At 76.0% G+C, this 25921-nt stretch carries 27 protein-coding genes; 6 read left to right on the top strand and 21 right to left on the bottom strand.

Going from position 1 to position 25921, the window contains the following annotated elements:
• Nucleotides 1-9 precede the first annotated feature (9 nt).
• Nucleotides 10-1509 carry a sensor histidine kinase gene (locus BM165_RS15475; RefSeq protein WP_075014562.1) on the top strand — a complete coding sequence of 500 codons (1500 nt, stop codon included), beginning with the start codon at nucleotides 10-12 and terminating at the stop codon, nucleotides 1507-1509.
• Nucleotides 1510-1589: 80 nt separating this feature from the next.
• On the opposite strand, the gene BM165_RS15470 is transcribed toward BM165_RS15475, so the two are convergent.
• Entirely contained in the window at nucleotides 1590-1838 is a 249-nt protein-coding gene (locus tag BM165_RS15470) for a WhiB family transcriptional regulator (RefSeq protein ID WP_073421644.1), read from the bottom strand.
• A 389-nt stretch (nucleotides 1839-2227) separates the two neighbouring features.
• Nucleotides 2228-3250 (bottom strand): diacylglycerol/lipid kinase family protein, encoded by a 1023-nt coding sequence (locus BM165_RS15465; RefSeq protein WP_075014439.1) that lies wholly within the window; start codon nucleotides 3248-3250, stop codon nucleotides 2228-2230.
• Between the two features lie 84 nt (nucleotides 3251-3334).
• Between BM165_RS15465 and BM165_RS15460 the strand changes: the two genes are divergently transcribed.
• Nucleotides 3335-3808 (top strand): hypothetical protein, encoded by a 474-nt coding sequence (locus BM165_RS15460; protein WP_075014438.1) that lies wholly within the window; start codon nucleotides 3335-3337, stop codon nucleotides 3806-3808.
• Between the two features lie 14 nt (nucleotides 3809-3822).
• Here the strand turns inward: BM165_RS15460 and BM165_RS15455 are convergent, their stop codons facing one another.
• From BM165_RS15455 to sodN, 6 genes are all read right to left on the bottom strand, one after another.
• Entirely contained in the window at nucleotides 3823-4605 is a 783-nt protein-coding gene (locus BM165_RS15455; protein ID WP_208976754.1) for an HAD-IIA family hydrolase, read from the bottom strand.
• A gap of 4 nt (nucleotides 4606-4609) precedes the next feature.
• Entirely contained in the window at nucleotides 4610-5104 is a 495-nt protein-coding gene (locus BM165_RS15450) for a GNAT family N-acetyltransferase (protein WP_075014437.1), read from the bottom strand.
• Nucleotides 5101-5931: a CDP-diacylglycerol--serine O-phosphatidyltransferase gene (pssA, locus tag BM165_RS15445; protein ID WP_075014436.1), complete on the bottom strand. Its 831-nt coding sequence runs from the start codon at nucleotides 5929-5931 to the stop codon at nucleotides 5101-5103. Before pssA ends, BM165_RS15450 begins: the two co-directional genes overlap by 4 nt.
• Nucleotides 5932-5939: 8 nt before the next feature.
• Nucleotides 5940-6617 carry a phosphatidylserine decarboxylase gene (locus BM165_RS15440; RefSeq protein WP_075014435.1) on the bottom strand — a complete coding sequence of 226 codons (678 nt, stop codon included), beginning with the start codon at nucleotides 6615-6617 and terminating at the stop codon, nucleotides 5940-5942.
• A gap of 100 nt (nucleotides 6618-6717) precedes the next feature.
• Entirely contained in the window at nucleotides 6718-6870 is a 153-nt protein-coding gene (locus BM165_RS24350) for a hypothetical protein (protein WP_208976753.1), read from the bottom strand.
• A gap of 25 nt (nucleotides 6871-6895) precedes the next feature.
• Nucleotides 6896-7300: a superoxide dismutase, Ni gene (gene sodN / locus BM165_RS15435; protein ID WP_075014434.1), complete on the bottom strand. Its 405-nt coding sequence runs from the start codon at nucleotides 7298-7300 to the stop codon at nucleotides 6896-6898.
• Between the two features lie 51 nt (nucleotides 7301-7351).
• Here sodN and BM165_RS15430 point away from each other — a divergent pair, with 51 nt between their 5' ends.
• Entirely contained in the window at nucleotides 7352-7717 is a 366-nt protein-coding gene (locus BM165_RS15430; protein ID WP_244274255.1) for a S26 family signal peptidase, read from the top strand.
• Here BM165_RS15430 and BM165_RS15425 read toward each other — a convergent pair.
• Nucleotides 7714-8319: a dTDP-4-dehydrorhamnose 3,5-epimerase family protein gene (locus tag BM165_RS15425; RefSeq protein ID WP_075014432.1), complete on the bottom strand. Its 606-nt coding sequence runs from the start codon at nucleotides 8317-8319 to the stop codon at nucleotides 7714-7716. The two genes, BM165_RS15430 and BM165_RS15425, sit on opposite strands and share 4 nt — an antisense overlap.
• Nucleotides 8320-8413: 94 nt before the next feature.
• Between BM165_RS15425 and BM165_RS15420 the strand changes: the two genes are divergently transcribed.
• The gene (locus tag BM165_RS15420; RefSeq protein ID WP_075014431.1) at nucleotides 8414-9592 is read left to right on the top strand and encodes an NAD(P)-dependent malic enzyme; all 1179 of its coding nucleotides are present in this window, start codon (nucleotides 8414-8416) and stop codon (nucleotides 9590-9592) included.
• Here BM165_RS15420 and BM165_RS15415 read toward each other — a convergent pair.
• Together BM165_RS15415 and BM165_RS15410 are read right to left on the bottom strand one after the other, a co-directional pair.
• Entirely contained in the window at nucleotides 9582-11033 is a 1452-nt protein-coding gene (locus BM165_RS15415; RefSeq protein ID WP_075014430.1) for a pyridoxal phosphate-dependent decarboxylase family protein, read from the bottom strand. The genes BM165_RS15420 and BM165_RS15415 overlap by 11 nt on opposite strands.
• A complete protein-coding gene (locus tag BM165_RS15410; protein ID WP_075014429.1) occupies nucleotides 11030-12364 on the bottom strand; it encodes an MFS transporter in 1335 nt (444 codons plus the stop codon). Before BM165_RS15410 ends, BM165_RS15415 begins: the two co-directional genes overlap by 4 nt.
• 139 nt (nucleotides 12365-12503) lie before the next feature.
• Between BM165_RS15410 and BM165_RS15405 the strand changes: the two genes are divergently transcribed.
• Nucleotides 12504-12959, top strand: a complete 456-nt coding sequence (locus tag BM165_RS15405; protein WP_075014428.1) for a hypothetical protein — start codon at nucleotides 12504-12506, stop codon at nucleotides 12957-12959.
• A 15-nt stretch (nucleotides 12960-12974) separates the two neighbouring features.
• On the opposite strand, the gene BM165_RS15400 is transcribed toward BM165_RS15405, so the two are convergent.
• The 10 genes from BM165_RS15400 to BM165_RS15355 form a co-directional block, all read right to left on the bottom strand.
• On the bottom strand, nucleotides 12975-14030 hold the full coding sequence (locus tag BM165_RS15400; RefSeq protein WP_075014427.1) for an acyltransferase family protein: 1056 nt from the start codon (nucleotides 14028-14030) through the stop codon (nucleotides 12975-12977).
• Nucleotides 14027-14854 carry an alpha/beta hydrolase gene (locus BM165_RS15395; protein ID WP_075014426.1) on the bottom strand — a complete coding sequence of 276 codons (828 nt, stop codon included), beginning with the start codon at nucleotides 14852-14854 and terminating at the stop codon, nucleotides 14027-14029. The genes BM165_RS15400 and BM165_RS15395 overlap by 4 nt, the downstream gene beginning before the upstream one ends.
• Nucleotides 14855-14929: 75 nt before the next feature.
• On the bottom strand, nucleotides 14930-15610 hold the full coding sequence (locus tag BM165_RS15390) for a response regulator (protein ID WP_075014425.1): 681 nt from the start codon (nucleotides 15608-15610) through the stop codon (nucleotides 14930-14932).
• Entirely contained in the window at nucleotides 15607-16884 is a 1278-nt protein-coding gene (locus tag BM165_RS15385; protein ID WP_075014424.1) for a sensor histidine kinase, read from the bottom strand. The genes BM165_RS15390 and BM165_RS15385 overlap by 4 nt, the downstream gene beginning before the upstream one ends.
• A gap of 30 nt (nucleotides 16885-16914) precedes the next feature.
• The gene (locus BM165_RS15380) at nucleotides 16915-17628 is read right to left on the bottom strand and encodes a metal-dependent hydrolase (protein ID WP_075014560.1); all 714 of its coding nucleotides are present in this window, start codon (nucleotides 17626-17628) and stop codon (nucleotides 16915-16917) included.
• A 147-nt stretch (nucleotides 17629-17775) separates the two neighbouring features.
• The gene (locus BM165_RS15375) at nucleotides 17776-17967 is read right to left on the bottom strand and encodes a DUF6104 family protein (protein ID WP_075014423.1); all 192 of its coding nucleotides are present in this window, start codon (nucleotides 17965-17967) and stop codon (nucleotides 17776-17778) included.
• Nucleotides 17968-17985: 18 nt separating this feature from the next.
• Nucleotides 17986-21831, bottom strand: a complete 3846-nt coding sequence (locus BM165_RS15370; protein ID WP_075014422.1) for a multifunctional oxoglutarate decarboxylase/oxoglutarate dehydrogenase thiamine pyrophosphate-binding subunit/dihydrolipoyllysine-residue succinyltransferase subunit — start codon at nucleotides 21829-21831, stop codon at nucleotides 17986-17988.
• A gap of 129 nt (nucleotides 21832-21960) precedes the next feature.
• A complete protein-coding gene (locus BM165_RS15365) occupies nucleotides 21961-22782 on the bottom strand; it encodes an ankyrin repeat domain-containing protein (RefSeq protein WP_075014421.1) in 822 nt (273 codons plus the stop codon).
• A 37-nt stretch (nucleotides 22783-22819) separates the two neighbouring features.
• Nucleotides 22820-23587 carry an ABC transporter permease gene (locus BM165_RS15360; protein WP_075014420.1) on the bottom strand — a complete coding sequence of 256 codons (768 nt, stop codon included), beginning with the start codon at nucleotides 23585-23587 and terminating at the stop codon, nucleotides 22820-22822.
• A complete protein-coding gene (locus tag BM165_RS15355) occupies nucleotides 23584-24573 on the bottom strand; it encodes an ABC transporter ATP-binding protein (protein ID WP_083427388.1) in 990 nt (329 codons plus the stop codon). The genes BM165_RS15360 and BM165_RS15355 overlap by 4 nt, the downstream gene beginning before the upstream one ends.
• A gap of 204 nt (nucleotides 24574-24777) precedes the next feature.
• On the opposite strand from BM165_RS15355, the gene BM165_RS15350 reads away from it, so the two are divergent.
• Nucleotides 24778-25896 (top strand): adenylate/guanylate cyclase domain-containing protein, encoded by a 1119-nt coding sequence (locus BM165_RS15350; protein ID WP_075014419.1) that lies wholly within the window; start codon nucleotides 24778-24780, stop codon nucleotides 25894-25896.
• Nucleotides 25897-25921: the final 25 nt, after the last annotated feature.

The raw sequence follows: 25921 nt of genomic DNA, 5'->3' as shown, positions 1-25921 counted from the left end.
TCGGGGGTGATGAGCACCCTCTCCGAGCGCCTGCACCGTGGTGCGGCGACCGCTCCCTCCCAGGTCGACCACGCCCGGCGCCTCGTGGCCGACTGGCAGCTGCTGGCCGACCTCGCCTTCGCCGACCTGACGCTGTGGGTCCCGCTGCGCACCGGCGCCTGGTGGTGCGTCGCCCAGGTGCGCCCGCTCACCGCGCCGACCAGCCAGCCCGAGGACCTGGTCGGCAGCGAGGTCGACGGGGACGCCGCCGACCCGCTGCGCCAGGCGCACCGCGAGGGCCGGCCGGTCACCGAGGGGGACCCCGACTGGTCGGGCGCCGCGCCGCGGCGCCGCGAGATCATCCCGGTGCGGCACGACGGCGTCGTCGTCGCGGTCCTGGCCAAGGACACCAACCTCGCCGTCACCCGGTCGCCGTCGACGCTGGAGCTGACCTACCTCGACATCGCCGCCGACCTCTGCCTCATGGTCTCGGCCGGCACGTTCCCGCCGGAGAAGCTGCTCGACGCGGAGATGAGCCCGCGGGTGGGCGACGGCCTGGTGCGGCTGGACGCCGCCGGCCGCGCCGTCTACGCCAGCCCCAACGCGCTGTCGGCGTACCGGCGGCTCGGGGTGACCGGCGACCTGGTCGGCGCGGACCTGGGGAAGCTGATGCGCGCGGCGGCGTGGGACGGGGTGGCGGGGGAGGCGGTCGCGGCGACGATCGCCGCCGCGGTGGCCGGGCGGTTCCCCGACCCGACCGACGTCGAGGGGAGGTCGGCCACCCTGCTGGTGCGGGCGCTGCCGCTGCAGGCGCCGGGCGCCGAGGAGGGGGCGCTGGTGCTCGTCCGCGACGTCACCGACCTGCGCAGCCGCGACCGGGCGCTGCTCACCAAGGACGCGACGATCCGCGAGATCCACCACCGCGTGAAGAACAACCTGCAGACCGTCGCCGCGCTGCTGCGGCTGCAGGCCCGGCGGATGACCGAGCCGGCCGCGCGGGCGGCACTGGAGGAGTCGGTGCGGCGGGTGGCCTCCATCGCCGTCGTCCACGAGACGCTGGCCGGCAGTCGGGAGGACGTCGTCGACGTCGACCACGTCATCGACCAGGTGCTGCCGATGCTCGGTGACCTGACCTCGATCGGCCCGGCGGCGCGGACCCGCCGGGTCGGCGGCTTCGGCGAGCTCCCCGCGGCGACGGCGACGCCGCTGGTCATGGCGGTCACCGAGCTGCTGCAGAACGCCGCCGAGCACGCCTTCCCGCCCGACGGCCCGCCCGGGGCGATCGAGCTGGTGGCCGAGCGTGACGGCGACGACCTCGTCGTCCGGGTGCGCGACGACGGCCGGGGCCTGCCGGAGGGCTTCGACCCGGCGCACAGCGACGGGCTCGGGCTGCAGATCGTGCGGACGCTGGTGACCAGCGAGCTCGGCGGTGCGCTGCACGCCACCACGCCCGCCGAGCCGCCCGGTCCGGGCCGGCCGGGTACCGAGGTCGTGCTCGAGCTGCCCGGCGCGGGACGCCCGCGCCGGTAGGGCGACGGGGCACAGCGACGACGAGGCCGGTCACCCGGAGCGGGTGACCGGCCTCGTCGGCGGGTGGTGCGGTGTGTGCGTCAGGCGCGGACGCGGGTGCGGGACTGACGACGCTTGAGCGCGCGTCGCTCGTCCTCGGAGAGCCCGCCCCACACGCCCGAGTCCTGGCCGGATCGCAGAGCCCAGTCCAGGCAGGACTCCACGACGGAGCAGCGTCGGCACACGGCCTTCGCCTGCTCCACTTGCACGAGGGCCGGGCCGGTCGTCCCGATGGGGAAGAACAACTCAGGGTCCTCGTCCCGGCAGAGGGCGCGGTGGCGCCAGTCCATGTCGGTGCACTCCTCGGTGTCGACGGCGTTCGGGTGCTGTCAGATCGCTGACGTGGGCCGCCTGCGTGGGCGCGACACCGGTTGCCCAGCGCCTCGTTCCAGCGACCGCCTGCCGCTTGTTACCGGCAGGTTGCGTTCCTCTCGCGATGTTTTCACCTGAGGACGGCGTGTCAAGCGCGCGGCGGTCCTGGGTCGACCCCGCGTGAGCAAGCTCACCACGGTCGTGCTAGGGCCGCCACTCGGCAGCACCGGGGTCGTTGACAGCGGCGTCCGGACGTGCGTGAGGCGGCTCCGCCGGTGCCCGTCGCCGCCACCGGCCGGTGCCCGACCTCGTGCCACGGGGCGAGGCCGGGCACCCCGGTACGGGGTCGGTGTCGCCGATCCGGGGGTCAGGCCAGGACGGACAGTGCCGCGGGCACCGAGCGCAGCCGCAGCCCCGTCGCCGTCCCGAGGTGGTCGCCGTCGAGCTGCCAGCCCTGCGGCCGCGACGCGGTCAGCGTGAGCTCCCCGAGGTCGTGGAAGCGGTGCACGCCCCGGCCGCGGGCGTCGGGACGGCGGGCCAGCACCTGGCGGGAGTGGTGCAGCATGCGCAGCACGCCCATCCGGCCCATCGCGAAGACGTCGAGCCCGGAGTCGAAGGACGCCTCGGGGCTGGGGTTGACCGGGCGCGAGCCCAGGTAGGTCCACGGGCTGACGTTGGACACCAGGCACAGGAACAGCCCGTCGAGGTCGGGCTCGCCGGGCCGGGTGAGTGTCATCGCCGGGCGCCGGCGCTCCCGGCCCAGCACGAACGCCCGGGTCGCCTCGCGGACGTAGAGGGCGCCGGTGGAGCGGCGGCCGCGGGCCCGCTCGGCCTCCACCCGCGCGATCACGTCGGCGTCGAAGCCCAGCCCCGCGGCGAAGACGAACCAGCGCGGGGTGCTCCAGGTGTCGTCGGCGGCGGCGCCGGCCTCGGCGGCCACCACGGCCGTGGCCGGGTCGGTGCCGGCGACCGGGGCCGCGCTCGTGCCGGTGGCGCTGGCGGTGCCGAGGGAGATCCGCCGCGTCCGGCCCCACCGCAGCGAGTCGAGGATCTCGCCGGTCGCCTCGACCGGGTCGCGGGAGCGGCCCAGCGCGCGGGCGAACACGTTGGTGGAGCCGCCCGGGACGACGGCCAGCGTCGGCACGTGCGCGCCCGGCCCGTCGGCGAGCAGCCCGTCGACCACCTCGTTGACCGTGCCGTCGCCGCCCAGGGCGACGACGACGTCGACCCCCTCCGCCAGTGCCTGCTGGCCGAGCTCGCGGCCGTGGCCGCGGTGGGCGGTCTCGGCGAGGTCGACCTTCAGCTCGCTGGCCAGGGCGCCCAGCAGCACGTCACGCACCCGGCGGGTGGTGGTCGTCGCTGCGGGGTTGGCCACCACGAGCGCGCGCATGCCGGTGAGGCTAACCGGGGCGGGGCCGCCCGGACCGGCACGGACGGGGACCCGGCGTGCCCGGTGACGCGTAGCCTCGCCGGTGTGACGGACGAGGACGCGACGCGCCGCCCGACCAGGGCGGAGAGGCTCTTCGGCGGCGCCGCGCAGCCCTCCTCGCGGCCGCCCCGCCCAGCCGGGCCGGAGGCGCCGCCGGCCGTCGTCCGGGCCGCGCTGGTGGCCGCCGTCGAGGCCGGGCTGCTGCTCGCCGGGGCGCTGGTCCTGCTCTGGCTGACCGTCACCGGCGACCCCGACAGCGTCGGCCGGGCGCTGGCCGAGGTGGTCTACGTGGGGATCTTCGGCGTCGCGCTGGCCGCGGCCGCGGCCGGGCTCCGCCGGGTCGCGGGCTGGGCGCGCGGGCCGGTCATCGTGCTGCAGATCCTGCTCGGCCTGTTCGGCTACAGCACCGCGTTCGCCGGTGAGCAGCCCCTGCTGGGCATCCCGCTCATCGTCCTGGCGCTGACCGAGCTGTACCTGCTGGCCACCCCCGAGGCCCGGCTGGCGTTCCTCGACCGCTGAGGCCGCTCAGGCCGTCACACCAGGTCGACGACGTCACCGATCGAGTCGAGCACCCGGCTGGGCCGGAACGGGAACCGGGCGACGTCGGCCGCGGTGGTGGAGCCGGTGAGCACCAGGATCGTCTCCAGGCCCGCCTCGATGCCGGCCACCACGTCGGTGTCCATGCGGTCACCGATCATGGTCGTGCTCTCCGAGTGCGCCTCGATCCGGTTCATGGCGCTGCGGAACATCATCGGATTCGGCTTGCCCACGAAGTAGGGCTTGGCGCCGGTGGCCTCGGTGATCATCGCGGCGACCGAGCCGGTGGCCGGCAGCGGCCCCTCCGGCGAGGGGCCGGTGACGTCGGGGTTGGTGGCGATGAACCGCGACCCGGCGCCGATCAGCCGGATCGCGCGGGTGATCGCCTCGAAGGAGTAAGTGCGCGTCTCGCCGAGGACGACGTAGTCGGGAGCGGTGTCGGTGAGCGTGTAGCCGGCCTCGTGCAGCGCGGTGGTCAGCCCGGCCTCGCCGATCACGTATGCCGACCCGCCCGGCAGCTGGGAGGCGAGGAAGTCCGCCGTCGCCAGGGCCGAGGTCCAGATCGACTCCTCGGGCACCTGCAGGCCCGAGCGGGACAGGCGGGCCGCGAGGTCGCGCGGGGTGAAGATCGAGTTGTTGGTCAGGACGAGGAAGCGCCGGCCCGCCTCGACCAGCCGGGCGAGGAAGTCGGCGGCGCCGGGCAGGGCCTGCCCCTCGTGCACCAGGACGCCGTCCATGTCGGTCAGCCAGCACTCGGTCGGTCTGCGGTCGCCGGTCACGCCGTCAGCCTGCCGTACCCGGCGGGGCGGCGGCGAAGGAGGTGAGGGCGTCGTCGGTGAGCCGGAAGACCGTCCACCCGTCCAGCGGCACCGCGCCCGCGGCCCGGTAGAACTCGATCGACGGGGTGTTCCAGTCGAGCACCGACCACTCCAGCCGGCTGTAGCCGCGCTCGACGCAGGTGGCCGCCAGCGTCCGCAGCAGCTCCCGGCCCAGGCCCGTGCCGCGGTACCGCGGCCGCACGTAGAGGTCCTCGAGGTACACGCCGTGGGTGCCGCGCCAGGTGGAGAAGTTCAGGAACCACAGCGCCGTGCCGGCGACCTCGCCGTCGGGACCGAGCGCGACGTGCCCGAAGAGCGCGGGTGACGCCCCGAACAGCGCGGCGGACAGCTGCTCCTCGGTCAGCCGCACCTCGTGCAGGGCCCGCTCGTACTCGGCGAGCTCGCGCACCAGACCGACGACGGCGGGCACGTCCGCGGGCTCGACCGGGCGCACGGTCACGTGAGGACCTCTCTGATCCGGTCCGGCACCAGCCGGCCGAGGGGGGAGAGCACCGGGTTGAGCACCGGCGCCAGCAGGTAGCCGTAGGCGAGCACGCAGCCGGTGACCACCGGGACGGTGACGAAGCCGACGACGAGCGCGACCGCGGCGGCCACCAGCCCGTAGGGGCGCCCGCTCTTCGGGCTGACCAGGGAGCGGAACGAGCGGAACCGGACGGTGCTGACCATGAGCAGCGCCGGGACGGCGACGATGAGCAGCACCCACAGCCGGTCCCGGCCCTGCATCTGGGCGCCGAAGGCGAAGACCGAGGCCAGCACGACGCCGGCGGCGCCGGGGCTGGGCATGCCGGTGAAGTACCGCTTGTCCGCCGTCGGGTCGACGGTGGTGTTGAAGCGGGCCAGCCGGATCGCCGCGCACGCCACCCACAGGAAGCAGACGACCCAGCCGAGCGGGTCCCACTCGTCGCGGCCCTCGGAGAAGAGGGTGAAGGCGAGCAGCGCCGGGGCCAGGCCGAAGGACACGAGGTCGGCCAGCGAGTCGAACTGCAGGCCGAAGGCGCTCACCGCGCGGACCAGCCGCGCCACCGCGCCGTCGGCGATGTCGAAGAGCACCGACAGGCCGATGAGCACCGCGGCGAGCGAGTACTGGCCGCGGATCGACACCAGGATCGCGGCGAAGCCGCACAGCATGTTGCCGAGCGTGAAGAGGCTGGGCAGGGTCGCCAGCGCACGCCGGCGGCTGCCGCGCACCGAGCCGCGGACGAACTCGACCGTCGCCGTGCGCCGGGTCGGGGCCGGACGCCCCTCGCCGGAGGCGGAGCTGGGCACCGCGGGTCTCAGCCGGCGGCGGGCCAGCGGGCGATGACGGTGTCCCCGCCCCGCACGCGCTGGCCCTTCCGCACCGTGATCTCGCACTCCGCGGGCAGGAAGACGTCCATCCGCGAGCCGAACTTCATCAGGCCGAAGCGCTCGCCGGTGGCCAGCCGCTGCCCGACGCCGGTGCGCGTGACGATCCGGCGGGCGAGCACCCCGACCAGCTGGCGGAAGACGACGGTGCGCTCACCCTCGCGCAGCCACAGCTCGCTGCGCTCGTTGCGGTGCGCGGACTCCGCGCGGTAGGCGGCCAGGAAGCTGCCCTTGCGGTAGGAGCTCTCGACGACCTCGCCGCGGTAGGGGGAGCGGTTGACGTGCACGTCGACGACGGAGAGGAACACGCTGACCTGCTGCCAGCCGCCCGGGGGCGCGGGCTCGGGCGCCACGCCCTCCTGCGGCTGCCCGGCGACCATGACCATCCCGTCGGCGGGGGACAGCACGACGTCGGCCGGCGGCTCCTCGCGGTCGCACGGCCGGTCGGGGTCGCGGAAGAACAGGGCCATGTAGGCCGACAGGCCCAGGAACGGCCAGGCGGCGACCCGTGCCCAGCGGCGCCCCCGCAGCGCGCCCGCGAGGGCCAGCACGGCGGCCGGGCCGAGGGGTCCGGTGATGAAGGGCCACCCGGCCCGGTCGATGCGCATCGAGGGCTGACGGTACCGGGACGGGCCGGTGGCCCCGTCTCCCCGCCGGGCGCCTCCGGCGGGTCGCGGCGGCCGGCGCCGGGTGACCCGGCGCCGGACCTCAGCGGTCGGCGAGGGCCAGGCGCGCGCCGAGGGCGACGAACGACGCCGCGAACGTCCGCCGCATCCAGGTCAGCACCCGCGGCCGGGTGAGCACCCGGTCGCGGACCCTCCGCGGGTCGGGGACGACGACGGCCGGTGGGCGGGTGCCCACCGGCCGTCGTGACCTGCTGTGCGGCTTATGCCGCGGCCTTGGTCTCCCAGAAGATCCGGTCGATCTCGGCGATGTAGTCGAGCAGCTTCTGACCCTCTGCGGGGTCCATGCTGCCCTTGCCGCCGGCCGCGCCGGCCTGCTTGGTGGCCTTGTTGAACAGCTCGTGCAGCTGCGGGTACTTCTCGAAGTGCGGCGGCTTGAAGTAGTCGGTCCACAGCACCCACAGGTGGTGCTTCACCAGGTCCGAGCGCTGCTCCTTGATCAGGATGGCGCGGGTGCGGAAGGCCGGGTCCTCGTTCGCCTGGTACTTCTCCTGGATGGCCTTCACCGACTCGGCCTCGATGCGGGCCTGGGCCGGGTCGTACACGCCGCAGGGGAGGTCGCAGTGCGCGGTGGCCTCCACGGCGGTGAACACGCTGCTGAACAGCACGTCCTCACCTCCATGAGTTCGTCGATCGGGTCGTCTGCGACCCTACTCGCGGTGATCAGTCCACGTCCCGGGACCGGCGCCGTCCGGCCGCTGCCGGCGGCCTGGGTGCTGGCCCGCGTCTCCGGGCCGTCGATGTCCCCGACCGTGCGCTCCGGCGACCGGCTGCTGGTGCGCCGGCTGCGCCCCGGCCGGGTGGCGGTCGGCGACGTCGTCCTCGCCCGCTTCCCGGCCCGTCCCGACCTGCTGGTGGTCAAGCGGGTGCACCGGCTGCTCGACGGCGACGCGGTCGACGTCCGCGGCGACAACCCGCTGGTCACCGACGACAGCCGTGCCTACGGCCCCGCGGTCGCCGTCGGCCGCGTCGTCGCGCGGTTGCGGCCCCGGCCCGGCCGGCTGGGCCCGGCCCCGGCTGGCTAGGCCCCGGCGCGCAGCTGCGCGTAGCGGGCGGCGCACTGCTCCATCGTCGGCAGGATCCCCTGCTCGCGGGCCTGCGCCAGCGTGGGCGCGGCCCGGTCCTTGTCCGACAGCCGGAGGTCGACGTCGGCCGGCCACGGCAGGTCCAGCTCCGGGTCCAGGGGCGAGACGCCGAACTCGCGGCCGGGGGAGTACCCCGTCGACACCAGGTAGGTGACCGACGAGCGGTCCTCCAGGGCCAGGAACGCGTGCCCCAGCCCCTCGGCGAGGAACACCGCGCGCGGCCGCCCGGAGTCCAGCAGGACGGCCTCGGAGACGCCGAAGGTCGGCGACCCGACCCGCACGTCGACGACGACGTCGAGGACCCGGCCCGCCGGGCAGTAGACGTACTTGGCCTGCCCGGGCGGGACGAGCGCGAAGTGGACGCCGCGGAGCACGCCGCGGGCCGAGACGCTGTGGTTGGCCTGCGCCAGCGGCAGCGACCACCCGGTGGCCGAGGCGAGCACGTCGGCGCGGTACCACTCGGTGAAGCGACCGCGGTCGTCGCCGTGCGGCACCAGGTCGAGGACGTAGCCGTCCGGGACGGCGAGCTCGCGGATCTCCACGGCGGCACGGTAACGATCGCGGCGGGCCCCGGTCGTCGCCCTGAAGGGGTGGAGGACGCGGCGACCTGTACCCCGGCACTACCCTCCGGGGTCCATGGGTGCAGAGACGGGCTCCGTCGGGGACAGTGCCGACCGCTTCTCCGGGGACCCCGCCTTCGCGGTGCACGAGGGCGGCAAGCTCGTGGTCCGCCCGACCCGCGCGATCGGGTCGATCGAGGACCTCGCGCTCACCTACACCCCCGGCGTCGCCCGGGTCTCCAGCGCCATCGCCGCCGAGCCGGCACTGGCCCGCCGCTTCACCTGGGCGCCCCGCGTGGTCGCGGTCGTCTCCGACGGCACGGCCGTCCTCGGCCTGGGCGACATCGGCCCCGCCGCGGCGCTGCCGGTGATGGAGGGCAAGGCCTGCCTGTTCAGCGAGTTCGCCGGCCTGTCGTCGGTGCCGGTGGTGCTGTCGACCACCGACGTCGACCGGATCGTCGAGACGGTGGTGGCGATCGCGCCGTCGTTCGGCGGCATCAACCTCGAGGACATCAGCGCCCCCCGCTGCTTCGAGATCGAGGACCGGCTGCGCGAGCGGCTGGACATCCCCGTCATGCACGACGACCAGCACGGGACGGCGATCGTCGTCCTGGCCGCCCTGCGCAACGCGGCGCGGGTGACCGGCCGCGGGCTCGGCGACCTGCGGGTGGTCGTGGCCGGCGCCGGGGCCGCGGGCATCGCCTGCACGAAGATGCTGCTGGGGGCCGGCGTGGGCGACGTCGCGGTGGCCGACTCCCGCGGCGTGCTGCACGCCGGCCGGGAGGACCTCACGCCGGTCAAGCGCTGGGTCGTCGAGCACACCAACGGCACCGGGTACGCGGGCACGATGACCGGCGCGATGGAGGGGGCCGACGTCTACCTGGGCCTGTCCGGGGGGTCGGTGCCGGAGTCGGCGGTCGCGTCCATGGCGCCGGGGGCGATCGTGTTCTCGCTGGCCAACCCGACGCCGGAGGTCGACCCGGAGGTGGCGGCCCGGTACGCCGCCGTGGTGGCCACCGGGCGCAGCGACCTGCCCAACCAGATCAACAACGTGCTCGCCTTCCCGGGGGTGTTCCGCGGCGCGATCGACGCCGGCGCCACCGCGATCACCGAGGAGATGAAGCTGGCCGCCGCCGAGGCGATCGCCGGCGTCGTCGGCGACGACCTCGCGCCCGGGTACGTCGTCCCCAGCCCGCTGGACCGGCGGGTGGCGCCCGCGGTCGCCGAGGCCGTGGCCGCGTGCGTCACCCGGTAGTGGCGCCGCGGCGCGGCCGGTAGACGAGGTCGAGGACGCCGGCGAGCAGACGCTCGGCCACCGGGCGGGGGAGCGCGGCCACCAGGGCGTGCACCGGCGCCATGCGCTCGGGCAGCCGCCCGCCGCCGACCCCGGCCAGCTCCAGCAGCGCGTCCACCTCCGCCACGGTGAGGGCCGCCGGGTCGATGGTGGCGGCCGCCGCGACCAGGTCGGGGTCGGGCACGGGTGGGGGCAGCGCCGCGGCGGCGCAGGCGGCGTCGGCGAGGTCGGCGAGCAGGGCGTCGACCCGGCCGGCGGTGGCGCCGGTGACGGTCAGGTGCAGCGTGGCGGGCAGGTCCGCGCCGCCGGGCTGGGCGAACGGGGGCTGCGGCTGCAGCAGCCAGCCGCGGGCGGTGGCCTCGTCGGCGAGGTGCAGCACGTCGACGCCGTCCGGGCCGTCCTGCGCCAGCGCGACGAGGGTGGCCACCGGCGCCCCGACCACCCGCAGCCCGGCGATCGCGGCGGCGCCCTCGGCCAGCGCCACCGTGGCCGCGCGGGTGGCCCGGGCGAGGTCGGCGTAGCCGTCGCGACCCAGCCAGCGGTGCACCGCCCAGGCGGCGGCCATCGGCCCGGCCGGGCGGGTGCCGGCGAGCGTCGGGTTGACCACCGGGTAGCCCGGCCAGCCCGCGGTGCTGAACCAGTGCGCCTGGCGCAGCTCCGGCTCCGCGGTGAGCAGCACCGAGACGCCCTTGGGCGCGTAGCCGTACTTGTGCAGGTCCACCGACAGCGAGGTCACGCCGGGCACCGACAGGTCGAACGGCTCGGGCACGTCGTCGAGGAAGGGCAGCACCCAGCCGCCGATGCAGGCGTCGACGTGGCACGGCACCCCGGCCGCGGCGGCCAGGGTGGCCACCTCCCCGACCGGGTCCATCACCCCGTGCGGGTAGGACGGCGCGCTGACGACGACCAGCGCGGCGCGGGCGTCGAGCACCTCCGCCACCGCGGAGGGCAGCGCGCGGCAGGTGACCGGGTCGACCGGGACGTCGACGACCTCGAGGTCGAACAGGTGCGCCGCCTTGCGGAAGGCGGCGTGCGCGGTGACCGGCAGCACCAGCCGCGGACGGCCCTGCCCGCCGCGCGCCCGCCACCGCTCGCGGGCGGCGAGCACCGCCAGCAGGCAGCTCTCGGTGCCGCCGCTGGTGACCGTGCCGACCGTCGCGGGACCCCCGCCGAGGAGGTCGGCCGCGGCGCCCACCAGGTCGTCCTCGATGCGGGCGACGCTGGGGAAGGCGGTCGGGTCGAGGGCGTTCGTCCACTGGAAGGCGGCTTGGGCGGCGGCCGCGAGGTCCGCCACGCCGGCGAGCCCGGAGTCGTAGACGTAGGCCATCGTCGAGCCCCCGTGGGTGGGCACGTCGCCGGCCTGCAGCGCGGTGAGCTCGGCCAGCACCTCCTGCGGCGTCACGCGGGGACCTCCCGGGTCGGGGTGGGGACGGGGTCGAGCCGGTAGCGGGCCAGCACCGGCAGGCTGGCGAGCACGAGCAGCGCGGGGAGGACGGTGAAGCCGAGCCGGACGGCGAGCACCGCACCGCCGGACTGGGCGGCGTCCTCCCCGGTGGAGGACACGTAGCCGGCCGCGCCGAGCAGCAGCCCGAGCAGCCCCGGGCCGACGGCGAGCCCCAGCGTCTCGGCCGCCGTCCACACGCCGGTGAACACGCCGGCGCGCCGTTGCCCGGACGCGGCCTCGTCGGCGGCGACGACGTCGGGCAGCATGGCCAGCGGGAACATCTGCATGCCCGCGTAGCCGACGCCCACCAGCACGACGAGCGGGAGCGCCGATCCCACGGACCCGGCCGGCGCCAGCGCGGCCGCCCCCACGGTGAACAGCGCCGAGGACGCCAGCAGGCCGGTGCGCTTGCCGAGCCGGCGGCTGACCCGCAGCCACAGCGGCATGACCAGGATCGCCGGGCCCACCAGTGCGCCGAACAGCAGCGAGCCGGCCGCGGGGTCGCCCAGCACCTGCTCGGAGTAGTACGGGACGCCGGCCAGCATCACGCCGATCCCGAGCGCCTGGAGGACGAAGCCGGTAAGCAGCACCCGGAACGGCCGGGAGCGCCAGGCCAGCACGAGCGTCGCGCCGAGCCGGCCCTCGCCGGTGACCCGGGTGAGGGTGGGCGCGCGCCGGGTGCCGGCGACCGCCCCGAGCATCCCGCCGGCGAGCAGCAGCGCGACGAAGACCGCCATCGCCAGGTGCCCGCCGCGCCCGCCGCCGGAGGCGTCGACCACCGCCGGGGCGCCGGCGCCGGCGAGCAGGATCCCGACCGCCAGCGCCGCCACCCGCCACGACATCAGCGTCGCGCGCTCGCCCGGGTCGTCGGTGATCTCGGCCGGCTGGGCGACGTAGGGCACCTGGAAGCAGGCGTAGGCGGTCGCGGCCAGCAGGAAGGTGACCGCCACCCAGGTCGCGGCCGCCGCCGGCGGGGCGCCCGGCCCGGCGAAGACGAGGACGAACAGCGGCGGCAGCGCCAGCCCGCCGGCCAGCATCCACGGCCGGCGCGGCCCCCAGCGGCCGGCCGTCCGGTCCGACCGGCTGCCGACCCACGGGTTGAGCAGCACGTCCCAGGCCTTGGGCGCGAACACGACCAGCCCGGCCAGCCCGGCGGCGACCCCGAGCTCGTCGGTGAGGTAGTGGAGGAGCAGCAGCCCGGGCACCGTCCCGAAGGCCGCCGTCCCGATCGAGCCCAGGGCGTAGCCGAGGTGCGTGCCGCGGGACAGACGGGGTGTGGCGGCGGTCACGACGGGGGACCGTAGCCGCCGCCGGGCCCTCACGGCCCCGCGCCCGGTGCCGGGTCCACCGATGAGGGAGCGCCCGCCGGGCGGTCTCCCTCCCGTGGCCCCGCGACGTCACCCGGCCCGGTCCGCGCAGGAGGAGACCATGAGCACCGACACGAGCACCGACACGAGCACCGGCACCGCCCTCGCTCCCGACGCCCGCGCGGCGGCGCTGCGCAGCCTCGACCGCCTCGTCGGCCGGTGGACCGTCTCCGGTCCCGGCGGGCACGGCGGCGAGGTCCGCTACGCGTGGGCCGACGGCGGGTGCTGGCTGGTCCAGCACGTGGACCTGCGCTCCGGCGACGAGCACGACCGCGGGGTCGAGTACATCGGCTGGGACGAGACCGCCGGCGAGCTCCGGTCGCACTTCTTCGGCTCCCGCGGCGAGCTGCTGGAGTACACCTACCGGGTCGAGGGCGACCTGCTCACCATCTGGTTCGGCGGCACCGACTCCCCGGCGCGCTTCGAGGGGCGCTTCAGCGCCGACGGGACCGTCAACGCCGGCGCGTGGCGGTGGCCCGGCGGCGGCTACGAGACCACGATGACCCGCGCCGGCTGACTCGCGCCGGCGCCGTCAGCTCCCCGGTACGCGTCCCCGGACGGCGGCCGGCCGCAGCACCCGGGCGAGCACCAGGACGAGCACCAGGACGAGGACGGCGACCCAGCCGGCCCGGGCGAGCAGCCACCCCGCGCCGTCGGGCACGTCGTGCAGGCCGGGCAGCGGCGCCACCGGCAGCGTCAGCAGCCACAGCAGCACGAACAGCGGCTGGTGCAGCAGGAACACCGGCAGCGCCGAGCGGCCGAGCCGCACCGCGAGGTCGGCGGTCGCCCCGGAGGCCCGGCGCAGCAGGGGCAGCAGCAGGCCCGCGGCACCGGCCTGCGCCAGGCCGAGGGCCAGCGTCGCCGCCGACGGCGGGTCGAGGTTGGACGCCGCGGCGCCGGGCACGCCGACGGCGGTCGCGGGCAGCCCGGCGACCTCCACCAGGACCAGCACCGCCGCCGTCCCGCCGGCCAGCAGCGCGACGCAGGTGCCCCGGCCGAGCGGGCGGCGCGCCACGGCCACACCGAGCTGCCACGGCACCCACCAGGCGGCCAGCGCCGTCCCGACCGTGCCGGCGGTGCCCGGCGCGAGCACCGATCCGGCCAGCGCGAGGCCGAGCGGGACCACCGCGGCTCCCGGGCCGAGGCGCGCGTCGAGCCGCACCATGAGCGGCGTCGCCAGGGACAGCACCAGGTACACGCCGAGGAACCACAGCGGCCGCAGCGACAGCACGACGACCGTCCGCACCACGCCCTGCGCGGCACCGGCCGCCGCCAGCGCGACGGCCAGCGCCACCACCCCGGCGCCGAGCCCCCCGACCGGCACGGTGAGCCGTCGCAGCCGGGCCGCCCACCCCGGACCCCGCCCGCCGCGGGCCGCCGCCCAGCCGGCGACCAGGAAGAACAGCGCCAGCGTCTGCAGCAGCCAGCTGACCGGCGCCAGGCCCGGCATCGCGGCCAGCGGGCTGCCGGTGACCACCCGCCCGCTGACCGGGTCCGGCGCGCCGGGGGCGGTGACCAGCCAGTGCCCGAGCACGACCCCCGCCAGCGCCAGCGCGCGCAGGAGGTCGACCCCGCGGTCCCGGCTCACGCCGCTCCCTCCCCGGCGCGGCCGGTCGCGATCGCGGCGACGGCGGCCAGCGACGCCGACCCGGGGAGGAGGTACCCGTCGTGCCCGGGGACGTCGTCGACGGGCAGCGGGCGGGCACCGAAGCCCGGGTCCGCCGGGTCGGCGCCGTGCCCGAGGTCGCCGACGCGGACGTGCGGCACCCGGCCGACCCAGTCGCCGTCGGCGCGCCCGGCCCAGACGCGGGCGCCGGTGCCCAGGTCGGCCACCGACCGCGCCCGCGCGCCGGGGCTGCCCAGCAGCACGACGTCGTCGGCGGCGAGGTCGCGCGCGGCCAGCGCGGTGACCACGGCGCCGTAGCTGTGCCCGACCACGGTGACGTGGGCGTCACCGCGCAGGCCGGCGACGAAGCGGACCAGGGCCGTGGCGCCGGCCCGGGCCAGGCGCCCGGTCGCGGCGTCGACGCCCAGCCCGTCCGGGGTGACGTACCCGACCCAGAGGACGACGGCGAGCCCGGGGCCGCCGGCGTCGGCCAGCGCCCGTGCCCAGCCGAGGGGGCGCCGGTGCGGCCGGTCCGGGTCGTGCAGCCGGGCCAGGTCGGTGTCGGACCCGAGCACCAGCACGGCGACGGAGGCGGCGGCCGCGAGATCGCCGAGGACCAGCACGGCCAGGCCGCGGCCGGCCGGGTCGCAGCCGAGCACGCCGACGGGACCCAGCCGCGCGGCGAGGTCGGCCGCGCACGCCGGGTCCAGTCGCACCGGCGGCGGGACGGCGGCCACCGACGGCTGCGCGGTTCCCGTCCACAGCGCGCCGACCAGCAGGAACAGGGCTCCCCAGCGGTTTCTCACGCTGCCCGACGCTAGGCACGCCGACCCCCGGGATCGTCACACCGGGGAGCCCACCTACGGGTGCTACCGGGGTACTCAGGATCCGGGTGAGACCAGGCCCGTCTCGTACGCCAGTACCACCGCCTGGGCGCGGTCGCGCAGCCCGAGCTTGGTGAACACGCGGCTCACGTGCGTCTTCACCGTCTGCTCGGCGAGCACGAGGTGTGCGGCGATCTCGGTGTTGGACAGCCCCCGCGCCACCAGGGCCAGCACCTCCGCCTCCCGTTCGGTGAGCGCCCCGAGGACCTGTGGGCGGGTCGGCGTCGGGGCCGCCGGCCGGGCGGCGACGAAGTCGGCGATGAGCCGGCGGGTGACCGCGGGGGCCAGCAGCGCGTCCCCGGCCGCGACCACCCGCACCGCGTGCAGCAGCTCGGCGGCCGGTGCGTGCTTGAGCAGGAATCCGCTGGCCCCGGCGCGCAGCGCGTCGTAGACGTAGTCGTCGAGGTCGAACGTGGTCAGGACCAGCACGCGCGGGTGCGGCGGACCCCCGGCCAGCAGCGTCCGCGTCGCCTCCAGCCCGTCGAGCACCGGCATCCGCACGTCCATGAGGACGACGTCGGGTCGGCGGCCGGCGGCGGCGAGCTCGGCGTGTACCGACAGGGCGGCGGCGCCGTCGCCGGCGGTGCCCACGACCTCGACGTCGGGCTGGGCGCCGAGCAGCGCGGCGAACCCCTCGCGGACCATCTCCTGGTCGTCGACCAGCATCACCCGGATCACGGCCGGGCCACCTCCAGCGGGACCTCGGCCAGCACCCGGTACCCGCCGTCGCGGGCCGGCCCGGCGTCGAGCCGTCCGCCGTGCAGCTCCGCGCGCTCCCGCATGCCGGTCACCCCCGTTCCGGCTCCTGGCGACCCCGGGGCGGTGCCGGGGCCGTTGACCACCTCGACGCGCAGCACGCCCCCGGCCCGGGTGACCGAGACCCGCACCGGGGCGCCGGGGGAGTGCTGCGCGGCGTTGGACAGCGCCTGCTGCACGATCCGGAAGACGCTCAGGCCGAGGGTGTCGGGCAGCGCGAGGTCCGCGACGTCCACCCCGACGTCCACCTCGAGGTCCACGCCGGCCGCCCGGGCGCCGTCGAACAGCGCACCGAGGTCGGCCGCGCCGGGCTGCGGCGCCCGCTCGGGGCCCTGGTCCTCGGCCCGCAGCACGCCGAGCAGCCGCTGCAGCTCGGTGAGCGCGGAGCGCGCGGTCCCGCCGACCTCCGCCAGCTCGGTGCCCGCGCGCGGGTCGAGCGGCGCGAGCCGGTACGGCGCGGTCTCGCAGCGCACCGCGATGAGCGACAGGTGGTGGGCGACGACGTCGTGCATCTCGCGGGCGATGCGCGCCCGCTCGGCCAGCGCCCCGCGCTCGGCCTGGGCCCGCGCCGTCCGGGCCTGCTCGGCCTCCAGTTCGCGGCGGGCGTCGCGCCGGGCGCCCAGGCTCGCGCCGACCACGAGGGGGGCGAGGACCCCGACGGCCGAGATCGGCAGGGACCGGGCCAGCTCCACCGGCCACGGCGAGGTCACCCCCAGCACGACCAGGAGCGCCAGCGACACCACCGCCACGCCGGCGGCGACCGGGCGGGACGAGGCCCACGCCGTCGCCAGCAGCACCGGGCACCAGAGCAGCCACTGCCAGCCCTCGAGCACCGGCGCCGGGGCCGGGGGAGGGGTGAGCACGTAGGCGGTGAGGACGAGCCCGAGCAGGGACAGGCGCCAGCCGTCCAGCGGCCGGCGGACGGCCACCACCAGCCCGACGGCCACCGGGGCGGCGCACAGCAGGTACAGCCCGCTGGTCAGCCGCACCGCCTCGTCGGTGCCCGAGGCGGTGCCGATCACGACGACGCCGTAGAAGAACGTCACCGCGAGCAGCGCCACGTCCCAGCGCCGCCGCCGGGGCCGCCACGGCGGGCGGCCGCTGTCGACGGCGGTCCAGAGCGCGGCCGGGACCGCCCGCAGCAGCGCCCGTCCCAGGGGCTGCCACCAGCGCGGAGCGGTGCGGACGTCGGTCATGGCCAGCGGAACGTAGCGCCGCGCGCCGGTTCAGCCCAGGCTGCGCAACCCCTGGAGGTAGGGGTCGAGCGCCTGGCGGGCCGGGGTGTTGGCGTAGCAGAACCACAGCGCGACGCCGAGGAACAGCGGCGCGAGCACCGCCTTCTCCAGCGTCGTCCCGGTGCGCATCGGGGTGAGCGCGACGCGCTTGCGGCGGAGCAGCCACAGCAGCGGCAGCGGCACACCCTGCTTGGTGATCAGGTCGCCGGCGATGTGGGTGAGCACGCCGAGGGCCACCGCCCACGGCAGCCAGGTGGGCTGGGGGGAGTGCGACAGGAGCAGCCAGGCGCCGCCGAAGGACAGCAGCAGGTTGCCGACGACGGTGTTCTCCGCGCGGCCGGGGATGACGAAGTGCAGCGCCCGGAGCGCAAGCCCGATCGCCAGCGCCATGACCACCAGGCTCGACCAGTACAGGTTCGCGGCGGCCAGCGCGACGGCGCCGAACGCGACCGGTGCGAGCAGGGCGTCGTGCGTGCCCCAGCGGTGCCCGCCGGCGAGCCGCCCGATCGCCCCCGACGGCACGTCGGTCACCGGCCCCCACATGTCCGACACCGTCGACCCGCTGTGGTCGAGGTCGGGCAGCATGGCGAACCCGCCGGCGGCGGCCACCCACGCCACCTGGGCGACGGTGCCGTCGACGGGCGCCCAGGGGAGGGTCGCCGCGCCGGCGGCCAGGCCGGAGAGGGCGTGGGAGTGACCGAGCACGGACGCAGCGTCCCGCCCGGCGGGCCGCCGTCGGTGGAGGCGCACCGGATGCACGATCAGGTGGGATCACCGGCGCGCGTCCTGGCTCACCGTGGGAGGTGAGCCAGGACGCGGCACGATCAGCTCACCTGATCGTGCGATCGGTCCTCAGTCGTCGAGGTCGTCGACGTCGTCGGTGCCGCCGCGCGCCAGCCAGGTGGCCAGCCGCTCGATCGGCACCTCGAAGTCGGGGTGCTGGTCGACGAAGGCCTGGAGCTGGTCGGCCAGCCAGGCGAGGGTCACCTGCTCCCCGCCCCGCCGGTCGGCCAGCTCCTCCAGGCCCCTGTCCGTGAAGTACATCGTCCGTGCGGTCCCCGGTCAGTCGGCGAAGGCCTGGGCGACGAGCTCCTTCTGCTCCACCTCGTGCACCTTGGCCGAGCCGACGGCGGGGCTGGCCGAGGCGCGGCGGCTGACGCGGCGCACCGTCCGGCCGTCGAGGTGCTCGGGCAGGGTGAGTGCCATGAACGACCAGGCGCCCATGTTCGCCGGCTCCTCCTGCACCCAGACGAGGTCGGTCGCGTTCGGGTAGCGGCCGACGGCCTGCCGGATCTGCTCGGCCGGCAGCGGGTAGAGCTGCTCGACCCGCAGGACGGCGGTGTCGGCGCGCCCCTCGGCCTCGCGCTGGGCCAGCAGGTCGTAGGCGACCTTGCCGCTGCACAGGAGCACGCGGCGCACCGCGGCGTCGTCGAGCGGCTCACCGCCGACGCCGGGGTCGCCGAGCACGGGCCGGAAGCCCTCGTCGGTGAAGTCCGACACCGGGCTGACCGCCGCCTTGGCCCGCAGCAGCGACTTCGGCGTGAACACGACCAGCGGCCGGTGCACGTCGGAGAGCGCCTGACGGCGCAGCAGGTGGAAGTAGTTGCCCGGCGTCGAGCAGTTGGCGACGGTGATGTTGTTCTCCGCGCCCATCTGCAGGAACCGCTCGATGCGCCCGCTGGAGTGGTCCGGGCCCTGGCCCTCGAGGCCGTGCGGCAGCAGCAGCACCACGCCCGAGCGCTGGCCCCACTTGGCCTCGCCCGAGGTGATGTACTCGTCGATCACCATCTGCGCGCCGTTGATGAAGTCGCCGAACTGGGCCTCCCACAGCACCAGCGCCTTCGGGTTGGCCACCGAGTAGCCGTACTCGAAGCCGAGCGCCGCGTACTCCGACAGCAGCGAGTCGTAGACGAAGAACTTCGCCTGCTCCTGCGACAGGTTCGCCAGCGGCGTGTACTCGCCGGCGGTCTCCCGGTCGATGAGGACCGCGTGCCGCTGCACGAAGGTGCCGCGGCGGGAGTCCTGCCCGGCCAGCCGCACCGGGACGCCCTGCATGAGCAGCGACCCGAAGGCGAGCAGCTCGCCCATCGCCCAGTCGATGCCGCCCTCGCTGACCATGGCCGCCCGCCGCTCGAGCATCCGCTTGAGCTTGGGGTGGGCGGTGAAGTCGGCCGGCAGGGAGACGTGCGCGTCGCCGATCGCCTTCATCACCTCGGGTGTGATGGCGGTGGCGAAGGTGGTCGCCTGCTGCCCGGGCTGGTCCATGACCGGCTGCGGCTTCGGGGTCTCCGTCGCGTCGTGCGTCTCGGCGAAGGCCCGCTCCAGCTGCTCGCGGTAGTCCTTGAGTGCCTCCTCGGCCTCGGCGAGCGTGATGTCGCCGCGGCCGATCAGCGCCTCGGTGTAGAGCTTCCGTACCGAGCGCTTGCGGTCGATGCTCTCGTACATCAGCGGCTGGGTCATCGACGGGTCGTCGCCCTCGTTGTGCCCGCGACGGCGGTAGCAGACGAGGTCGATGACGACGTCCTTCTTGAACGCCTGCCGGTACTCGACGGCGAGGCGTGCCATCCGCACGCACGCCTCGGGGTCGTCGCCGTTGACGTGGAAGACCGGCGCGTTGACCATCCGGGCCACGTCGGTCGAGTAGAGGCTGGAGCGGGACTGCGCCGGGCTGGTGGTGAAGCCGACCTGGTTGTTGATGACCACGTGCACGGTGCCGCCGGTGCGGTAGCCGCGCAGCTGGGACAGGTTCAGCGTCTCCTGGACCACGCCCTGGCCGGCGAAGGCGGCGTCACCGTGCAGCAGGACCGGCAGGACGGTGAAGCCCTCCTCGCCCCTGTCGATCAGGTCCTGCTTGGCCCGCGTCATGCCCTCGAGGACCGGGTTGACCGTCTCGAGGTGCGAGGGGTTGCTGGCCAGCGAGACGGCTATCTCGGCCTCGCGGCGGAACGGGTTGGCGAAGGTGCCCTCCGCCCCCAGGTGGTACTTGACGTCGCCGGAGCCCTGGACGGTGCCGGGGTCGATGTTGCCCTCGAACTCGCCGAAGATCTTGGCGTAGCTCTTGCCGAGGACGTTGGCCAGGACGTTGAGCCGGCCGCGGTGGGCCATCCCGATCGCGACCTCGTCGAGCCCGTGGTCGGTGCCGGCGATGAGCACCTCGTCCAGCAGCGGGATGACCGACTCGCCGCCCTCGAGACTGAACCGCTTCTGGCCGACGTACTTGGTCTGCAGGAACGTCTCGAAGGCCTCAGCGGCGTTGAGCCGGCCGAGGATGTGCTTCTGCTTCTCCCGGTCGGGCTGCTCGTGCACGACCTCGATGCGCTGCTGGAGCCACTCGCGCTCCTCGGGGTCGGTGATGTGCATGTACTCCACGCCGACGGTGCGGCAGTAGGAGTTGCGCAGCACGCCCAGGATGTCGCGCAGCTGCATGACCTTCTCGCCGGCGAAGCCGCCGACGGGGAAGGGCCGGTCGAGGTCCCACAGCGTCAGGCCGTGCTGGAGGATGTCGAGGTCGGGGTGGCTGCGGACCTTGAACTCGAGCGGGTCGGTGTCGGCCATGAGGTGGCCGTTGCGCCGGTAGGCCTCGATGACCTCGATGACCCGGGCTTCCTTGTCGATCTGCCCCTCGCGGCTGACCCGCACGTCGGGCATCCAGCGCACCGGCTCGTAGGGGATGCGCAGCGACCGGAAGACGTCGTCGTAGAAGCCGTCCTCGCCCAGCAGCAGCTGGTGCAGCCGGCGCAGGAAGTCGCCGGACTCGGCGCCCTGGATGATCCGGTGGTCGTAGGTCGACGTCAACGTGATGATCTTGGAGATGCCGAGGTCGGTGAGCGCGTCGGGGCTCATCCCCTGGAACTCGGCCGGGTACTCCATGGCCCCGACGCCGATGATGGCGCCCTGCCCGGCGGTCAGCCGCGGCACCGAGTGGACGGTGCCGATCGTGCCCGGGTTGGTGAGGCTGATCGTGGTGCCGGAGAAGTCCTCGAGGGTCAGCTTGCCGGCGCGGGCGCGGCGGATGACGTCCTCGTAGGCGCCCCAGAAGGCGGCGAAGTCCATCATCTCGGCGCCCTTGATCGAGGCGACGACGAGCGAGCGGGAGCCGTCGGCCTTCGGCAGGTCGATCGCCAGGCCGAAGTTCACGTGCTCGGGCTGCACGAGGGTCGGCTTGCCGTCGACCTCGGCGAAGGCGGCGTTCATGGTCGGGAAGTCGTCGAGCGCCCGGACCAGCGCGTAGCCGATCAGGTGCGTGAAGGAGACCTTGCCGCCGCGCGAGCGCTTGAGGTGGTTGTTGATGACGATCCGGTTGTCGGCCAGCAGCTTGGCCGGCACCGCGCGCACGCTCGTCGCCGTCGGCACGGTGAGCGAGGCGTTCATGTTCTTGACGACGCTGGCGGCCGCGCCGCGCAGCGGGGTCCGCTTCGGGCCGTCGCCGGCCGGCTGGGCCTTGGCGGCCGGCGCCACCGGGGGCTTCGGTGCGGGCGCGGCCTTGGTCTGCTGCGGCGCGCGGTCGGCGGCGCGGTCGATCACGGTGGCCTCGGTCCGCTCGGGCACCGGGGTCGACCGGGCGGGCGCCGGGGGAGCCGCGGGCGCGGAGGGGGTGGCCTCGGCGGGCGCGGAGCTCGCGGCGTCGGCGGCCGCCGGGCGGGCGTCCCCGCCGTTCGCCGCGGGCGCCGCGGGGGCCGGCGCCGGGGCCTGTGCGGGGGCGGGCGCCTGCGCACGGTCGTCGCTGGCCGCGACCGGGCTGCCCGGCCGGTAGTCGGCGAAGAACTCGTGCCACGCCTGGTCCACGCTGGACGGGTCGGCGAGGAACTGCTGGTACATCTCCTCGACCAGCCACTCGTTGGTGCCGAAGCCCGCCACCGCCGAGGAGGTGCCGATGGAGGACGGCCGGGATGAGTTGTCGCGTGACACGGGGTCGAGTGCCTTCTTCGTCGTCGGTGGACGTCGCTGGACCGGGGTCTGACTCTACGCCCGTCGCCCGCGTCAGACCCGCGGTGCCACGGCCCCGCGCGCCCGTCACGGGGCTCCGGCGGGGAGCGGTCAGCTGCGCGCGCCGGCGGCCACCAGCAGGTCGACCAGGGCGTCGCGGACCCCGGCCCGACCTGCGTCGTCGCGCCGGTGGCGGGCCGCGGCGACCCTCCCGATGTCGAGGGCGCTGGCGCCGTCGTTGGTGGTGGCGTCGACGTCGGCCCCGGCCGCCAGCAGCAGCCGCACCACCTCGGGCGCGTCGCCGCCCGGTCCGGCGGCCGCCCCGGCGGACACCGCCTCGTGCAGCGGCGTCCGGCCGGTGTCGGGGTCGCGGCGGCCGGGGTCGGCGCCGGCGTCGAGGAGGACCTCCACCAGGTCGGCGCGGCAGGAGCCCGCGGCCGCGGCCAGCGCGCCGCCGTCGGGGTCGGCTCCGCGGTCGAGGAGCAGCCGCAGGGTGCCGGCCGCGCCGGCGGCGGCCGCCACGGCGAGCAGGTCCAGCCCGGTCGCGGGGTCGGTGAGCGCCGCGCCGTCGTCGAGCTCGCGGGCCAGCCGGTCGACGTCGTCGAGGTGGGCGGCGGCCGCGGCGTCGACCGGTGCGCCGAGCTCGCCGAGCACCGGCACCAGGCCGGGGGAGTGCTCCACGGCGACGTGCACCGGCGTGCGGCCGGACTCGGTGCGCGCGCCGAGGTCGGCGCCCGCGGCGGCCAGGTCGCGGACGGCGTCCTCGCGGCCGGCCGCGACGGCCAGGTGCAGCGGCGTCCAGCCACCCTCGCCGGCGTGCTCGACGGTGCCGGTGAGCAGCCGCGGCGCGTCGGTGACCGCAGCGCGGACGGCTCCGACGTCGCCGGCCTGCAGCAGCCGCGCGAGCCGCTGCACGGTCATGCGCGTGGTCATGCGTTGTCCGTTCCGGGGGAGAGGGGCGGCTCGCGGCTCAGGAGACGTCGCGGCGCACCGCGAGCAACGTCCCGAGCAGGGCCGCGACCAGGCCGTAGCCGACCAGCAGCAGGGCGCCCTGCCACGGCTCGAGCAGGTCGGGGGCCTGGAAGTCCGACGTGATCGCCTGCACCGCACCGCCGGGCAGCCACTTGTAGGCCCCCTGGATCGCGCCGATCGAGGAGATGATCGGCTCGACGACGTAGAGGTAGACCAGGGCACCGACGATCGCGCCGACCTGGTTGCGCAGCAGCGCGCCGACGCCCACGCCGATCACGGCGAAGACGACCAGCACCAGCCCGCCCGCGCCGAGGGTCCGCAGGTTGTCCCCGCCCAGCGACGGCGCCGCCCCGCGCGCCCCGGCGTAGACCAGCACGACCACCACGTTCACCGCGAGCACGAGCAGCGCGATCGGCACCGCCGCCGTGGCGTAGGCGAGCAGCTTGGCGACCACGACCCGGCCGCGGCGGGGCGTGGTGAGGAAGGTCGGCGTCGCGGTGCGGTGCCGGTACTCCTGGGTCATCCCGATGATCCCGAGGATGAGCAGCAGGACGCTGGCGTTGGCCGCGACGGAGAAGGCGAGCTCCTCGTACTGCGGCGTCCCCACCGCGGGCAGGCCCGGCTGGCCGCCGTCCTGCTCGGACCCGGCCAGGGCGGTGAACAGCGTGGCGAACCCGCCGGCCATCACGCAGGCGCCGATGGTCAGCCCGATCCACACGCGGGTCGTGAACAGCTTGGTCCACTCGGCCCGGACGAGCGCGGTCATCGGCTGGCTCCCTCGGTGGTCACGGCGGTCGCGCCCGGGGCGGCCGCGCCGGCCGAGAACTGCTCCTGCCCGGCGGTGAGCCGGAAGTAAAGCTCCTCCAGGCCGGTGCTCTCGGCGCGCAGCTCGTGCAGCTCCACCTGCCCGGCGAAGGCGCGCGCGCCGACGTCGGCCGGGGTCGCGCCCTCGACGGTGACCAGGCCGTCGTCGCCCCGCGTGGCCGCCAGGCCGGCGCCGGAGAGCACCGCGACCAGCCGGTCGGCCTCGGGGCTGCGCACCAGCACCGTGCCGGCGCCCTGCGCGCCCGACCGCAGCTCGGTGATCGAGCCCTGGCGCACCAGCCGGCCCGCGCCGACGATGACCACGCGGTCGGCGGTCTGCTCCATCTCCGACAGCAGGTGGCTCGAGACCAGCACGGTGCGGCCCTCGTCGTGGGCGAGGTGCCGGAGGAACCCGCGGAGCCAGAGGATGCCCTCGGGGTCCAGGCCGTTGGCCGGCTCGTCGAGGACCAGCACCGGCGGGTCGCCGAGCAGCGCGGTGGCCAGCGCCAGCCGCTGCCGCATGCCCAGGGAGTAGCCGCCGGCCCGGCGCCGGCCGGCGGTGGTCAGGCCCACCCGCTCCAGGACCTCGTCGGCGCGCGCGACCGGGATGCCGGCGGCGCGGCTGTACACCCGCAGGTGGTCGCGTCCCGACCGTGCCGGGTGGAAGGCGGTCTCGAGCACCGCGCCCACCGTGCGCACCGGCTCGCGCAGCGCCGCGTAGGGGACGCCGTCGAAGGTCGCGCTGCCGGCGTCGGGGGTGATGAGGCCGAGGACCATCCGCAGCGTCGTCGTCTTGCCCGCGCCGTTGGGCCCCAGGAAGCCGGTGACCGAACCGGGCTCGACGGTGAAGCCGAGGTCGGAGACCGCGCGGACGGTGCCGAAGGTCTTGGTCAGGCCGGACACCTCGATCCGCACCGGTCGTGGTCCCGCGGTGGTGCCGCTGGCCATCGGTCCTCCTCCTCGCGCCGTCCGGCCGTCCGCACCCCCGTGCCCCGTCATCCAAGCGCACGCGGGGCCGTCCTCCGAGCCTCCCCGGCGCGCCGCGCGTCACCGGCACCGCCCGGCCATCCGGCGTCCACCCGGCGTTCGCCTGCCGGCCCGCGCGGCGTGACCGGGGGCACACCCGGCGGGGCCGGTCACTACAGTGCGCACGTGCACCCTCCCGGGCCCGAACCCGGTCGGGACCGGCCCGGCCCCGACGTCCGGGAAGCGCTGGAACGACTCCTGCTCGGCGGCCCGCGCGGGCTGACCCGGCGGGAGGTGGCCGCCGCGGCCGGCATGCCGCCCGAGCGCACGCAGCGGCTGTGGCGGGCGCTGGGCTTCCCCGACGTCGCCGACGACGACCCGGTCTTCACGCTGGCCGACGTGGGCGCGCTGGGCACCGTCTCGGCCCTCATCGACTCCGGCTTCGTCGACCCCGCCAGCGAGGCGTCCATCGCGCGCGCCACCGGCCAGGCGCTGTCCCGGCTGGCCGACTGGCAGACCGACCTGCTCGCCGACGCGCTCGTCCGCCGTGCCCGGGAGGCCGGGCCGGGGACGCCGGTCGACGTCGTGGCCGCGGCCGAGACGCTGCTGCCGCTGCTCGGTCGCGTGCAGGACTACGTGTGGCGCCGGCACCTGGCCGCCAACGTCGACCGGGTGCTGTCCGCGGAGGCCCCCGACACCCGGCGGGAGCTCGGCGTCGGCTTCGCCGACCTGGTCGGCTACACGTCCCGCTCCCGCGGCATGGGCGGCCGCGAGCTCGGTGCGATGGTCGAGGCCTTCGAGGCCACGGCCACCGAGGTCATCGCGCGGCTGCGCGGCCGGGTGGTCAAGACCGTCGGCGACGGCGTCCTCTACACCGCCGTCTCCGCCGTCGACGCCGTGGAGATCGGGCTGACCCTGCCGGAGCAGTGGGGTGCGGAGGACCGCCCGCCGCTGCGGGTGGGCGTCGCCTACGGCGTGGTGCTGACCCACCTCGGCGACGTCTACTCCCCGGTGGTGAACCTGGCCAGCCGGCTCACCTCGCTGGCCCCCGCGGGATCGGTGCTGGTCGACCGGGTCCTCGCCGGCCGGCTGCGCGGCCTGCCGCAGTACCGGGTGCGCCCGCTGGAGCGGGTGTCGGTGCGCGGCTACGACTTCCTGCAGCCCTGGCAGGTGCGCCGGCGCCCGCCGGCGGGGGAGGACGTCGTCCTCGAGGGGATGCTCGACGAGATGGCCGACGCGGTGCTCGCCGCCGAGCCGGACGAGGACCCCGACGGCCCGTACAGCGAGATCCCGCACGACGGCTGAGGCGCCCCCGCGCTACCGTGGGGGC

The sequence above is a fragment of the Geodermatophilus obscurus genome (genome assembly GCF_900115395.1).
GTDB lineage: Bacteria > Actinomycetota > Actinomycetes > Mycobacteriales > Geodermatophilaceae > Geodermatophilus > Geodermatophilus obscurus_B.
Note: the sequence above shows the minus strand (reverse complement) of the source record. Positions and strands in the feature narration are given on the sequence as shown.